This is a genomic window from Bacteroidales bacterium (genome assembly GCA_016709865.1).
In the GTDB taxonomy this organism is placed as follows: Bacteria; Bacteroidota; Bacteroidia; order Bacteroidales; family VadinHA17; genus LD21.
On record JADJLX010000006.1, the window covers coordinates 110,739 to 125,705 of the forward strand.

Below are 14,967 nucleotides of genomic sequence, written 5' to 3' on the forward strand. Positions count from 1 at the left end.
TTAACCATCCCGATTCTGAATTAAACCAACTTATAAGAAACCTGATAAATAATTAGCTATTGCTGACAGCAAAAATTCTGCGGATTAATCATGGTCCGGCGGAGGTGCACCGCCACCGCCACCGAAACCGAACCTCGGATTGACTACATTATTGTAAATTGAACCAAAGGTATATCTCAATCCGATTCCTCCTCGTATCCTGTACTCAGTTGAAAGCTCTCTTAGTTCTAGCAATCTGTCAGCTTCAGATATGTCTCCTTTTTTAAGGTTAACCTGGTCGTTAATATGTGCTATACCTCCTGAGATCTGTAATGTCAGCCCCTTGAATATCCTCAGGTTAACATTGGAATTCAGTTCAACTCTGTTCTTTGAAAAATCATTGAAATAATTCGAACCTTGCAATGAGAGATTAATTGATCCCCATTTCTTCTGGACCTGGAATGCGATATTGAGCTCCTGCTTAAAAAGGTTCTCGCTTGTAAGGTTATAGATAGTTGAATCTGTGTAATTATTGTACTGAATCCCTGCACTATATAAAAACCTCAATTGTCTGTGAGTGGCTTCTGAATAAGGGAAAAGATCGTATTCAATAGCCGGAAGGAAGTCAGTCCTGAGGTCGTAGTTTTCCCTTGTAGAGGATCCTATATTCAGCATTGCACCAGCCGACCAATGATCGCCCAGGCTTTTAACTATAAGATTATCACCCTGAAATTGATTTGAAACATAGGTATTTTCTTCTCCATCTTCATCTATGACCCTCCTTTTGCTATACTCCTGATCCATTTCTATTTCAATCTTGATATCCGGGGTAACTTTCGTTACTTCAATACTGTTCCTCAAATCAAGTTGTTTATCTGATTCTTCAGACTGATACTGAGGTTCTGTAGAAAGCGAAAACACCCAGTTATTCCATTTGTCTGTTACTTCTTCCTGCCCGAGCTCTGAGTTATGAATTATCTCAATCTCGTTAAATAACGGAGTTCTTGCTACATAATTCATTAGTCCCATTTGAAGCATATTAGTCTTTTTTTCCCTGACAATTGCAGTTGTTTCGTCCGGATTACTTGTATAGACCAGTGTATCATTCTTCCCATTAAATCTTTCAAGTCCCTGAAAGTTAAATGTAAACTGTGAACCTCCGCTGCCTGCGTTTTGCTGGGTTATCAGTATATATACCTGAGCCTCTTTGACATCCCTGACAAAATTCACAAAGGTTAATTGTTCACGTGTGTAGTTTATATCACAACTCTGACAATCGAGGAAGATCTTTATGGCTCCCTTTCTTAATGTATCAGAAGGATTTTCCTTTTCCTGAGCAATTGCTGATCCCATGAACACTGATGGCAGGAATAGGCAGAAAAGCATTAATTTAAAGTTCCTTTTCATTTTTCTTGATTTATCTGTTAAATTTCAACTTTTGCTAAAAACACGTCTTTTGCATTTGACATTATATATCAAAACTAAAGCAAACACACAATCCGGTTTCAGAATATTTTAATGAAGCGAATAAAAAGGCAAATGAACAGTCATATGTACGAATTGAAGAGTACAGGAATGGTGTTTAAATGCAAAACAGTGGCGAAATGACAGACCCATTAAGGAGATACAGCTTAAGAATTGAAATTGTAGTTTCATAAGCTATTTTGTATGCTTGACGCTAATTTTCTCATAACCGTTACCTTAATTCAATACCTTTGGAAATTATGGAATCAGGTTTAACAAGGAAATATTTTGGTATTGCATTTCTGCTGTCGCTGGTGATTTGTTCGACAATCCATTTTCCGCTTCTGCTCTCTGTTTTTTTTGATGATAACGACGGTCACGGAAGAGAACGATTTGATGTCGGTCTTGCAGCAATTGAGTTTTTGAACACTTTCATTGTTGCCTTCCTGTTGTTTACACTCAACTATTACATCCTCAGGCCTTTTTCAAGACAGAGGGATATGAAATTTTCAAATATCCTGACTGCTGTTTTATTGAGTTCATTACTTGTTGTTGTACTTGTTCTCATCTTCAATGGCATTAAACCATTCATAGGCTTTGAAAGAGATTCGCGTAATCATCATGACGAACTTCTTCTAAGAAATTTCTTCAGCGCAGCTTTAGTACTCGGGTCCATCTTCATTATCCGGTTGATTTATAAGAAGCAGTCATACGAACTTGAAATTGAAAAACTGCGAAGTGAAAGTCTGGAAAGCCAGTTTGAATCTTTAAAAAATAATCTAAGTCCTCATTTTCTATTCAATACGCTGAGCGGTATTAATACTCTCATCAGAAAGTCTCCCGACACTGCAGAAGAATATGTTAATCACCTCTCTCAGGTGCTCCGCTATACCCTACAGAGCAATAAGAAAAAAACAGTTTCTCTTAGTGAGGAAATTGAGTTTACCGAATCGTACCTTTTTCTGATAGAGATGAGGTATGGACCAAACCTGAAAATCAACACAAATATTCAGGAAATGTACCTGCAATTGGAGTTACCTCCGCTTACAATACAAACTTTGGTCGAAAACGCCGTAAAACACAACGAGATAAGCATTAAGAAACCGCTTACAATTTTCATTGAAACAACAGGGAATGCCGAACTGGTTGTCAGAAACCAGGTACAGAATAAACTCACTCAGGAAGACGGAACCGGGATCGGACTAACCAATCTGACCAGGCAGTTTCAGCTTCTGGGCGAAAGAGAGATACAGATTCTTCAGGAAGATAATGAGTTTAAAGTGATAATTCCTCTGATTAAAGCTTCTGTTTCATGAGAGCGATAATAATTGAAGATGAAACCCTTGCGGCAGATCACCTGCAAAGGATCCTGCTTGATATAAAAGACATTCAGGTTATTACAGTACTCGATACTATTCAGGCTACTATAGAGTGGTTTGAGGCCTCTCCTCAGCCTGAACTAGTGTTCATGGATATTCACCTGGCCGATGGCTCCGCTTTTAAAATATTCGAACGAGTTAACATTTTATGCCCGATCATTTTCACAACGGCATATGATGAGTACGCTATTAAGGCCTTCAATGTAAACAGTATCGATTATCTGTTAAAACCAATCACACGTCAGAAAGTAGAAAAGGCTTTGGAAAAGCTGAAACGCATGAAAGGTGAGCCTTCAGGGCAGATTGACATTCAGCAGTTGATAACTTCCCTTACCAAAGGGAAGCAGTACAAAACTCATTTTCTTGTTCCTGCAAAAGGAAGCAGACTGATACCCTTACTTGCAAAAGATATAGCCTATATTCATATTGAGGATGGACTGGTTAAGGCTATTACTCCTGACGGCACTTTTGTGCTTGATAATACTATGGATGAACTGGCTGCCGAGCTCAATCCCTTTGAGTTTTTCAGAGCTAACAGACAGTTCATTATTTCCCGGAATTCGATAAGGGAAGTTGACTTTTGGTTCAATAACAGACTATCAGTCAATCTAAAGGTATCAATACCTGAAAAGATTCTGATCAGCAGGGTACGTGTTTCCGAGTTCAGGAAATGGTTTTCAGGAACTTAACGAAGACTAAAAAGCAATCCCGATATTCAGACTTATTGAATTTGAATTTTTCCTGTAATTGCCTGTATATGGATTAGTATCTGAGAATTCCAGTTTCTGCAACTCATATGCAATTCCTGCAAAAACCGCAAATCTGTCAGACAAATTAAACCAGACTCCTCCAGAGGTAGTAAAAAATAATCTATCCTTACCTGATATAGTAGTATCAGCACTGGCACTACCACCCAATCCGAGTGCAAAGTATGGAGTAACTTTCCTGTCGGAGAAATGTGTTCTGAAATCAATGAATACAGGCACTTCAGATTTATTTGAAACCAGGTATGGAGCAGTGTTATTATCAGTGAAATAACGACGGTACCCAATTCCAAGGCCAAGAGAGGAATTGCCAATTTTAAATCCGTTTATAAAGTTCAGCCTGAAATTATTGATTCCGTAATCACCTACACCGAGTCCATAACCGGCTTCGATAATCCCGCAATACCATTTTCTGTGTATTCCTGAAGATGATCCGGCGTACCTCTGATAACTCGGAAGTCTGCTAGCCTCAGGTGCAGGATAATTCTGAGTTCCCTGATTTGCAGGATAGGTCTGACTGACCGGATTTGATGGTTTTGGCTGACTTACAGGATTTGCCGGCTTCTCCTGCGCTACCGGTTTTTCCGCTACAACAGGTTTAGGCTGGCTTACCGGATTTGCCGGTTTTGGCTGACTGACAGGATTTGCTGGCCTGGGCTGACTGACAGGATTTGCCGGTTTAGTTTCTGGAACAGGATTTGCCGGTTTTGGCTGACTAACAGGATTTGCAGGCGGTGTCTGATTAACCGGTTTATCAGCAACAACAGGTTTGGGCTGACTGACTGGAACAACGGGCTTCTCAGTCTCTGCATTAATGACCTTTTTAGCCGTGCTTACAACAGTATCCCTGTTTACCGGATTTGCCGGTCTTGTCCTCCTGGCAGGATTTACCTGATTTCCATAATTTGTTAATGAATCAGGTTTTTCCGGATCTGCTTTTATTACCCGTCTCATTGGATTTACCGGATTAGCCTGAGCAACAATGGTGTCAGGCTTAACAGGGATAACCGGCACAACCGGCTTAGCCTGCACAACTTCAGTTACCGGAACAACGGGATTAGCCGGAACCACTTCAGTTACAGGCACTACCGGAATCACAGGGACTGCTTCAGTAACCGGAGGAACAGGGACTACAATAGAATCTTTTGCAGCTGCAACAACCGGGACAACCGGAGTAACAGGAACGACAGGGGTGACAGGAACAACTTCAGTTACCGGAATAACAGGAGTAACAGTAACAACTTCAGTTACTGGCACAGCTGGAGTAACAGGAACAACTTCTATTACCGGAACAACAGGAACAACAACTGTGTCAGCTGTAACAGCCACAACAGGGAGTACCGGATTAACAACGGTTTCAGTAACTGGTATAACAGGTACTACAGGAGTAACAGGAACAACTGGTGTTACTGGGATAACTTCGGTAACAGGGACAACCGGAACAACAACTGTGTCAGTTGTAACAACCACAACAGGGACTACCGGATTAACAACAGCTTCAGTAACAGGTGTAACCGGGACAACAGGAGCAACCGGAACTACGGGATTAACAGGGATGACTGGCGCCGGCTGATTAGCAGTTACAGGTTCCTCTTTTTTTGCAATGCGGTCAAACACATAATAATATGTATAACTATCAGTCGGCAAAACCCCTGAAACATACTCAACCGGCAAGCTCCAGAATCCGTCACTATCTTTAAAAACATCTGTGAAATAAAAAACGGTTACAACCTTTCCCTCAGCATCTGCAATTGTAATACGGCCTCTCGCAGTTGCACCGGTTGTATCGTCCCAGGTAGAGTACCACTTAGTCTGATCCTCTCCGGAGATATCAATATCATCCACATATATAATTGTAACATCTGATACATTATCATTATTATATCTGAAGATTCCGTTACCCGGATCTTCAAATCCCCGCTTCAGACTGAATTTATATCCTATACTTCTTTTTACACCTGAGGCTCCGGGAGTAATATGGACCACCTGCGCGTCCTCATCCTTCTTTATTGTGCTATTCTGTTGCTTTTTTTTAGTAGTGTCTGCAGTTTCCTTTTTTTGTGAGAAAGCCGGATAACAGAAAGACAAAAACAGAATCAAGGCTGCAATCTTTTTCATTGTGCGTATTTTATATCAAAATTAAACCAAAAAAAGCAAATGATAGTTTAATGTCATGAACTTAAAACTTTCCATTTGCACTAATACAGTACAGGTTCTTAAAACCCCTGAGGTAAATTTTACCATTACTTATGGCGGGCGATGCAAACATCTTTTCACCTAAAGGATTTTTTGAAATATATTCAAATTTTGTACCAGGCTTAATTACAGTAATCACACCATCGTCTTTCGGCATATATATCAGTCCATTAGCAATTACAGGAGAAGAATACTGTGGACCCATATTTTCGATCCAGAGAATTTTGCCTGTTGCAACATCGAGACAATGAAGTTTCCCGGTTGTCATTGTTGTAAGAAGATAATTGTCTATGCTGGCCGGTGATGGTACATAGAAAGCGCCATCCCTTGTCTGCCAAACAATATGAGTATTTGTTACATCTCCCTTGCCATCAGGCTTAATAGCCATAAGTATTCTCGTAGGCCAGGCACTGCTCATTAGTACAAGTCCTGTCTTTTCATTATAAACCGGACTTGAACAAAAGTCCTCGGAAGGTCCGTTGACAAACCAGTATTTCGATCCGTCAGATGGATTATATGAGGCAATTTCCTTATTCCCGCCAAAGATCATTTGTGTTTTGCCTGCAATTTTTCTGATTATCGGAGTACTGAAACTGTGAGCGGGTCTTTCATGTGCCACTCTCCATATAACTTTACCATCTGTTTTGCTTAATGCAGCTAGGAATGAATCACCCTGACTGTCACCATTTATTATCACTTTGTCTTCAAAGATAACAGGGGAGCAGCTGTATCCGTGTGGACTGGAAAACGTTCCGGGCTTTTGGAGCCAGATCTGTTTTCCTGAAAAATCATATGCAGCAACAACAACATCCTTCCCGTCTAAAAAGGAGACAAAGACCTTATTCCCGTCTGTTGCGGGAGTGCCTGAAGCGTGACTGTTATTATCGTGCTTGCCCTCAAAAGGAGATTTTACAACAGTTTTTTGCCATAATAGCTTTCCGCTTTTATTATCATAGCAGAGCAGAATTTTTTCCTGCGTCTCCTTCACAGCTGTTGTTATAAAAAGCTTATCCTTCCAGATTACAGGTGATGAGTATCCGGTACCTGGAACTTTGGTTCTCCACACAACATTGGTAACGGAATCCCATCTGGTAGGCAAGCTGATCTCGGCACTTGTCCCGTCACCGTTAGGTCCGCGCCATCCGGGCCAGTTCTGAGCATTAAGAAAAGAGACTCCAATAAAGAATAATGACAGTGCAAGGCTAAGAATTTTTATCTTTCTCATATAGATTTGGTATTGTTAACAAACAATGCTTCCAGCCAAAAATAGGGAAAATATTTATTAACTTGAAGCCCTGTTTAATATAATAATTTTTTTCTCCCATGAAACACAATCATTACTTTATAATCCTGTTTTCCAGCATTTTACTTTGTATGCCTCTTTTGGTAAAAGGACAAGCTTCTTTCGGTAACGCTGAACTGATAAACGACGGATGGCTATTCAGGCTTAAGGATGAGCCGGATGCTTACAAACCAGATTTTAAAGATAACAGCTGGAGAAAACTTGACTTACCCCATGACTGGAGTATTGAAGGTACTCTAAGTCCGACGCTGGCAAGCTGTACCGGTTATTTACCCGGCGGTATTGCCTGGTACAGAAAGAAACTGGAGATCCCTGCAGAACTAAACGGGAAAAAGGTTTTCGTGTATTTTGAGGGAGTATACAATCGCAGCACCGTTTATTTAAATGGTCAGTTACTGGGATTCCGTCCAAACGGATATGTTTCTTTTGCTTATGATCTTACTCCTTATCTGGAACCAGGGGAATCAAATGTTCTTGCGGTAAGGGTAGATCACAGCCAGTCTGCCGACTCGCGCTGGTATACCGGCTCAGGTATTTACAGAGATGTATGGCTGGTAACTTCAGATCCGGTACATTTTGATATGTGGGGAGTTACATACCAGACAAGGCAGGTAAAGAGTAATCAGGCAGTAATTCAGGTGAGTGCAGATGTTAAGAATGAAACTAAAGCTGAAACCGATGCAAAGGTCCTGATCCAGTGGCTTGATTTATCAGGGAAAGTAGTTGCCCAGTCTACAGTGAAAAAGAAGCTGCCTGCGGGTAGTGTAAGTAAGATCTCTACTGATTTAACTATAAAGAATCCTCTTTTATGGAGCACAGATTCTCCAAACCTGTATCAATTGAAAACTACTTTATATTCCGGCACAAAAATAGTGGACGAGACAGTATGCAATGCCGGGATCCGTACCACGATGTACGATCCTGATAAAGGATTTGCCCTCAACGGGAAATGGATGAAAATGAAAGGAGTGTGCATTCATCATGACGCTGGCGTATTAGGATCTGCAGTTCCCCGTGAGGTATGGAAACGCCGACTGATTACATTGAAATCGCTGGGATGCAATGCTATTCGTATGAGTCACAACCTGCAGGCACCTGACGTTTACGAACTGTGTGACGAGCTTGGATTTCTTGTAATGGATGAAGGATTTGATGAGTTTGAGTTTCCAAAAAAGAAATGGATGCAAGGATGGAATGTAGGAGAGCCCGGATTCCAGGGGACTTTTGATTTTTTTGAAGAGTGGAGCGACAGGGATGTGGCTTCAATGGTACTTCGCGACAGAAACCATCCTTCAGTTATCTTATGGAGCATAGGGAACGAAGTCGATTATCCGAACGATCCTTACTCCCATCCGATTCTGAACGGCAGTGAATTCAATCAGCCGGTAAGCGGGGGATATGATCCGAAAAAACCAAATGCAGAGCGTCTGGGTCCAATAGGAAAAAGGCTTTCAGGGGTAATCAGGGCTATCGACACTTCACGAAAAGTTACTGGTGCACTTGCAGGTGTTATAATGACCAATGAGACCGATTATCCAAAATATCTTGATGTTGTCGGATACAATTACACTGAAGACAGATATGCTGCAGACCATAAAAAATATCCCGAACGAGTAATTTACGGAAGTGAGAACGGTCACAGTTATAATTCCTGGAAAGCAGTTAGGGATAATGAATATATTTTTGGCCAGTTTATCTGGACCGGATTTGATTATCTCGGAGAGTCAAATGCCTGGCCTTCAAGAGGATTTAATTCAGGGATGATAGACTTAGCCGGAAATCTGAAACCAAGGGGCTATTTCAGAATGGCTATGTGGTCAGATAAGCCAATGACCTATATCGGAACCTACCGACAAGGCAGAGGTGGCCGCAGAGGATTGTCAGATTCTGCACTTCCTGTTTGGAATTATAATGAAGGAGATACCGTAAGGGTTGTATGTTACACCAATTGCCCCCAATCGCAGTTAAGCCTTAACGGCGAACCCGTCGGAACACCTAAAAATCAAGACGATAATACAGGAATCATTTACTGGGATATACCTTTCAAAGCAGGAAAACTGGAAGTCACCGGATTGAAAGACGGTAAGGAAGCTGCAAAGTATTCCATTCAGACATCCGGAAGATCCTATTCTATTATTGCAACACCTGATAAATCGAGCCTCTCATCGAAAAAAGAGGTGGTACATATCAACATTCAGATTGTCGACCAGAATGGTGTTCCTGTTATCCTTGCTGACGATGAGGTTACCTGCACAATTACCGGACCAGCACGTCTTCTGGGGCTTGAAAGTGCCAACAATTCCGACATGACAAATTACCGGGATAATTCTCACAGGGTATTCAATGGAAGAATGCTGGCTTACCTGCAATCGACCGGCACAGCAGGAGAAGTAAATATTACTTTCTCTGCTCCCTGGCTGAAGTCAGCAAAAATAAGGCTGACAGCCGAAAAGTGATTGATGATGATATGTTTCATAATACGTAAATGACCGGCTTAAAAATATTTACCGGAATCAGATTTTATCAGGCCTTTTCAGGCCTGATAATTACTTTAATAATCAGTTGTGCGGCATGCGGCAATGACCGGTCATCAAAGGGTAGTAGTATTTCGCTAGCCATCGCAGATTCTACAACTAAAAACAGAATAAACGAAAAATACCTCCCTGTCAACGCAATGATGGTTCTTCCAATGAATCCCTTACCGGGAGAACCATTCCGGATCATTGCAGCAGGAAAAGAAGAAATACTCAATTCACAGATTCAGGTAACCGGTACCTCCGGTATTTTAAAGTCTCATAAAAGCAGGACCGGAAAGGAATTACCCTCCTGGAGGATAGATGATTTTGCCGGTAGTCCGGAAGGAAATTATACAGCGACACTTACTGTGAATAAAATAACAGTAAAAACTATAGAGTTTAAGATCACACCCGGAAAAACTATTCCGGCATCAGGTACGATCTGGAAAACAAAAAGAGGTTGGGACAGCAGTATGGAAACACTCTATTCTGCATGGATAAACGCTCTGTTCTATGAGTATGATGAACAATCTTCGTGGCCCTCACTTCATAAGGTCACGCAGAATCAGGATCATAATTTCCTTTACAATTACCTTTCTCTGGGGGAAGATGATCCTGCAGGGAAAAACTCTGTTATAATGCAGCCCGATTGTGCAGATAATCCATTTTACCTGAGAGCCTATTTTGCATGGAAACTTGGTCTCCCGTTCGGTTACCATGTTTGCGACAGGGGTTACCTTGGACGTAACCCGGGTACAGGTCAATGGGTAACAAATGAATCCTCAACGTCAAAAACCAATCCTGTTTTAGCCTTTAATGCCTTTATGAGAAGAACAGCAGATGGAGTCCATTCCGGTACTGCCCGGACAGCACTCGACAATGAGAATTCAGATTATTACCCTGTACCTCTTGAACGAGGAGCTATACGTCCGGGTACTGTATATGCCGATCCTTACGGACATACACTGATTATTGTCGGACTAAAACCACAAAAAGGCAAAAATCCTGGTTTGCTTCTGTCGGTCGATGCCCAGCCCGACGGGACAGTTGGTATTAAAAGGTTCTGGAAAGGGAACTTTCTTTTTAACACAACTGAAGTTGTCGGGGAACCCGGTTTTAAAGCATTTCGTCCTTTAAAGCTCAATAAGGGGATGCCTCAACTGATGAAAAACAATGAGCTGACAGAAGTGGCCGGGTTCGTTCCGTTTTCGCTTCAGCAGAAAAAAATGGAGACGGCAGTATTTTATCAGACTATGGCACGGCTGATAAATCCGAAACCGCTTGATCCGGAAACCGAGCTAAGCGGATTAATACAGGCTCTTCATGAACAGCTGATAGTAAGGGTAACATCGGTGGCAAACGGGGATGCATATTTCAAATTACATCCGGGTACAGTAATTCCGATGCCTTCCAATGCAGCCGGGATCTTCCTGGCAGGAGGCCAGTGGGAGAATTTTTCGACACCTAACCGCGACCTGAGGCTGCTCATTGCCATGGATGAGGTTTTGAATTACCCCCAAATGAAGGAGGTTCAATCGTTATTTGACCGCAAATCTTCGGAACTTACTATCACATACACACGGTCCGACGGCTCTTTACAAAAACTTACTCTGTCTGAAATACTAAAGAGAAGGGATGCCTTTGAGATGGCATATAATCCTAATGATGGTCCTGAAATACGCTGGGGCGCACCGGAAAACAGCGAAGAAAGATCAACCTGCAAACGTCAAGCTCCGGCAAGTCAGGTTGAAAAAATGAAATCTGTGAGGACCTGGTTCAGTAAAAGGCTTCATCCTCCAACATAATTATATGAGTTTTCTTTTTATGATCCTTTTTAACCACAAAGAACACAAAGGATACTCAAAGAACACAAAGGGAAATTGCTGTAATTTAAACCTTTGTGCCCTTCGTGTAAATACTTAGTGTCCTTTGTGGTTAATGGATTTCCTGATCAGAATCTGTTCTTGAGTATTTTCTTTTCAGCAAGAAATATACAGGGATTCCGGAAAAGATGAGAATGAGTCCTATTGCAGCTTCGCGGGGTCTGGCAATTATTGTGTTGAAAAAGAGGCCTATACAAAATATAATAAAGATGGCAGGCACAACGGGATAACCCCATACCTTATAAGGTCTGTGCACATCAGGCATCCTCCGGCGTAAAATAAATACCCCCAGGGTGGTGGCACCATAGAAAATAAAAACAGCAAATATGATCATGTCTGTCAGCTGGTCGAAAGTACCGGAAAGAACAAGCACTGAGGCCCAAATTCCCTGCCAGAGAAGGGAGGTTGATGGTACATTGGCCTTATTAATCTTTGCTATGCCGGGGAAGAAAAGCTTTTCACTGGCCATGGCATAATAGGGCCTGGCACCTGTGAGTATGCTCGCATTCGTACATCCCAGTGTAGTAATAAGTATAAGGATTGAAATAAAAAGAACACCTCCTGTTCCCCAGAAACTCCTCACTGCTTCAACAGCGGCAATCTGATTACCAGCTTCGTGGATACCTGTCAGCTGAGGAATTGATAAAAGTGTCAGGTATGTTATATTGACCAGCAAATAAATGAATATCACAATAAAGACACCTGTAACAATTCCTTTTGGAATATTCTTAGTAGGATCTTTGACCTCTCCACCGATAAATCCTACAGAAACCCATCCCTGGTAGGCCCAGAAAGCAGCCAGCATCGCAGTATAAAAAGCCGAAAGAGTAACTGTCCCATTTGTTAAGTCCCTTAAATCCATAAAGTTCTGGGGCCTGGGAGTATTGCTTGTCAAACCAAACAGAATAATTGTAAGGAGGCCGGCAAAAACCATTATCATTATGGCTTTACTTACTCCTGCCCCGCTTTTCAAACCGGAAATATTCAGACCGGTCAAAATCAGTATTAGCAGAATTGCTGTAAGCTTAACTCCGAATCCCTGAAAAGGGAAGAAAACACCCCCGACTGTAAAATGCTGGAGTGAAGCAAAAACCTCAGGTATGGGGACAATACTATTCAGCGATTGTGCAAATACATATGCCAGGGAGGATATTGTAGCAGTCTGGATAACAGTGAATAGCGACCATCCGTACATAAAAGCAAAAAAACGGTTGTAGATCTTCTTCAGATATACAAATTCACCTCCTGTATCTGCCAGCATTCCTGCTACTTCAGCATTACTCAATGCTCCGAAAAGTGTTATAATACCTGCTGCAATCCACGCTGCGATGATCCATACAGATGAATGGAGTTCCGAAGCCATCGGAGCGATTTTCTTATATACACCCGATCCGATAATATTGGCAACAACAAAAATAACTACGTACCCTACTCCCAGTGCCCTGACCAGGTTTCGCTGATTACCCATAAGGAAGCTTAATAAAGATAAACCTGTTCACAATATAATGATTTATTAAGAAACCAGCTATCACTGTGTTCATTGGCGATATCTTCGGTCAATTTTGTTTTATTATCTTTAAAAGCATCTTTAACTCTTTTATGATGAACAAAACTGATTCATTTATTGAACTGGAGAAAAGCGTTTATGCTGCTCTTGAAACATATTCCAACGTACACAGGGGAAGCGGTCACTTCTCAATGGTTACAACTCGATTATACGAGCAGGCCAGAGATATTGTACTTGATTTCACCGGACTTGATAAGGGAAAATTTGTTATTATTTTTTGTTCTCCAAGATATGCAGAGATCCTTAGCGCAAGACTGAAACCGGATAGTTATAAAGTTATATCCAGCCAGAGCTTTGGACTTCCTCTGGGGGTAAGGGCTTTAGCAGTAAAGAAAAATAAGTTACCGGGAGGTGTTCCTTTCCTGACCGGAGGCGGGACAACCAGACTAATCTCCCCCGGATGGGTAATATGGGCAAGTGGCACTGACAGATTTGAAGCCGGAACACCTGCCATTATAAATGTAATTGCTTTTGCAAGGGCACTTCAGCTAATCAAGCAACATGGGCATGAGATTTTTTTGGGCCCTCATGATGAAACTCTCACTGCTTCTGAAATACTCTATCGTGATGATCTAGAAAAATTTACAGGAAAAGAACTTCTCAATAAACTCAGGAGAACAGTAATTGGCAATGGAATCCTTGTTCCGACTGTTGAAGGTATCAAACCATATATAAATCTGGATAACAGTGCCAGTACCCCTGCATTCGAAGCTGTTTGGAAAGCAGTTTATCAGATCTGGCATCAGCCAATACCAGTGCAGCAGGAGATCATCCGGGAAGTGAGATCTGTTTGTGCCGGAGCACTGGGTGCACCACTGGTGAACTACGATATTTTCTTTACTTCCAATACCACCGAAGCTATAAACATGGCTTCTGAAAGTTTGTACAGGGAAGTTGAACATGGTATTGAACCTGTAGTCCTCAGCACACTTCTGGAACACTCTTCCAATGATCTGCCATGGCGTTTTAACAATTTCAGGGTAATCCGGTTTTCAATTAACAGGGAAGGATTTTTTGATACCGAAGAACTGGAAAGATTACTGGCAGGATACAACCAGAAAAAGGAGTATGGAAATGAACGTATAAAAGTGGTCGCAATAAGCGGTGCTTCAAATGTACTGGGATCAGCTAACGACTTGAAATCAATCAGCTTAATAGTTCACAAATATGGTGCGAAACTTCTTGTTGACGGAGCACAGCTGGTTGCTCACAGGAAGATTGAAATTGAACAATGGGGTATTGACCTTCTTGCCTTTTCCGCACATAAAGTCTATGCGCCTTTCGGAACAGGAGTGCTGATTGCAGCAAAGGGATTGCTAAAATTCAATTCAACGGAATCAGATCAGATAAAATCATCGGGCGAAGAGAATGTTGCTGGTATTGCTGCCCTGGGAAAATCGCTTTTGCTGATGCAGCGTATCGGGATGAGTCTGATAGAAGAGGAAGAAAAGGCACTGACAAGAAAAGCAATTCAGGGATTAGCGGGGATAGACGGCGTTACAATATATGGACTGAAAGATCCTTCATCACCCCAGTTCGACCGGAAAGTGGGAGTAATTGTATTCACAGTGAAGGGCTTTATGTCAGACAAAGTTGCTAAAGAATTATCAATGAGAGGTATTGGCATACGTTATGGTTGCCATTGCGCGCATATGCTGGTAAAAAATATTCTTGGAGTCCCTCCTTCTCTTGAGAAATTCCAGAAAATAATTGCCAGATTATTTCCGCGATTAAGATTTCCCGGTGTTGCCCGTATAAGCTTTGGTATAGAAACAACTGAAGCTGAGATTGACACTCTGATCGAAGTTATTGGTAAAATTGCCAAAAAGACTCCCCTGCTAAACAGGAAAGAAACCGAAAAGCAGATTGATGAATTTATAATAGCTGCAGGTAAGAGAGTATACATATGATTTGGG

The 14,967-nt window shown here is 41.7% G+C and carries 9 protein-coding genes; 5 read left to right on the plus strand and 4 right to left on the minus strand.

Annotated elements, in window-relative coordinates; translation table 11 throughout:
* Positions 1-84: 84 nt before the first annotated feature.
* A complete protein-coding gene (locus tag IPJ16_16975) occupies positions 85-1,386 on the minus strand; it encodes a hypothetical protein (GenBank protein ID MBK7628859.1) in 1,302 nt (433 codons plus the stop codon).
* Between the two features lie 317 nt (positions 1,387-1,703).
* Between IPJ16_16975 and IPJ16_16980 the strand changes: the two genes are divergently transcribed.
* Both IPJ16_16980 and IPJ16_16985 read left to right on the plus strand, forming a co-directional pair.
* On the plus strand, positions 1,704-2,759 hold the full coding sequence (locus tag IPJ16_16980; GenBank protein ID MBK7628860.1) for a histidine kinase: 1,056 nt from the start codon (positions 1,704-1,706) through the stop codon (positions 2,757-2,759).
* On the plus strand, positions 2,756-3,511 hold the full coding sequence (locus IPJ16_16985; protein ID MBK7628861.1) for a response regulator transcription factor: 756 nt from the start codon (positions 2,756-2,758) through the stop codon (positions 3,509-3,511). The genes IPJ16_16980 and IPJ16_16985 overlap by 4 nt, the downstream gene beginning before the upstream one ends.
* A 6-nt stretch (positions 3,512-3,517) precedes the next feature.
* Here IPJ16_16985 and IPJ16_16990 read toward each other — a convergent pair whose 3' ends face one another.
* Both IPJ16_16990 and IPJ16_16995 read right to left on the minus strand, forming a co-directional pair.
* Positions 3,518-5,704 carry a hypothetical protein gene (locus tag IPJ16_16990; protein MBK7628862.1) on the minus strand — a complete coding sequence of 729 codons (2,187 nt, stop codon included), beginning with the start codon at positions 5,702-5,704 and terminating at the stop codon, positions 3,518-3,520.
* Positions 5,705-5,765: 61 nt separating this feature from the next.
* Entirely contained in the window at positions 5,766-7,007 is a 1,242-nt protein-coding gene (locus tag IPJ16_16995) for a PQQ-binding-like beta-propeller repeat protein (GenBank protein MBK7628863.1), read from the minus strand.
* 98 nt (positions 7,008-7,105) lie between these two features.
* On the opposite strand from IPJ16_16995, the gene IPJ16_17000 reads away from it, so the two are divergent.
* Both IPJ16_17000 and IPJ16_17005 read left to right on the plus strand, forming a co-directional pair.
* Entirely contained in the window at positions 7,106-9,541 is a 2,436-nt protein-coding gene (locus tag IPJ16_17000; protein MBK7628864.1) for a DUF4982 domain-containing protein, read from the plus strand.
* 29 nt (positions 9,542-9,570) lie between these two features.
* Positions 9,571-11,406: a hypothetical protein gene (locus tag IPJ16_17005; GenBank protein ID MBK7628865.1), complete on the plus strand. Its 1,836-nt coding sequence runs from the start codon at positions 9,571-9,573 to the stop codon at positions 11,404-11,406.
* Positions 11,407-11,536: 130 nt separating this feature from the next.
* Here IPJ16_17005 and IPJ16_17010 read toward each other — a convergent pair whose 3' ends face one another.
* Positions 11,537-12,952, minus strand: a complete 1,416-nt coding sequence (locus IPJ16_17010) for an amino acid permease (protein MBK7628866.1) — start codon at positions 12,950-12,952, stop codon at positions 11,537-11,539.
* A 131-nt stretch (positions 12,953-13,083) separates the two neighbouring features.
* On the opposite strand from IPJ16_17010, the gene IPJ16_17015 reads away from it, so the two are divergent.
* Entirely contained in the window at positions 13,084-14,961 is a 1,878-nt protein-coding gene (locus tag IPJ16_17015; GenBank protein MBK7628867.1) for an aminotransferase class V-fold PLP-dependent enzyme, read from the plus strand.
* The last annotated feature ends 6 nt before the right edge of the window (positions 14,962-14,967 follow it).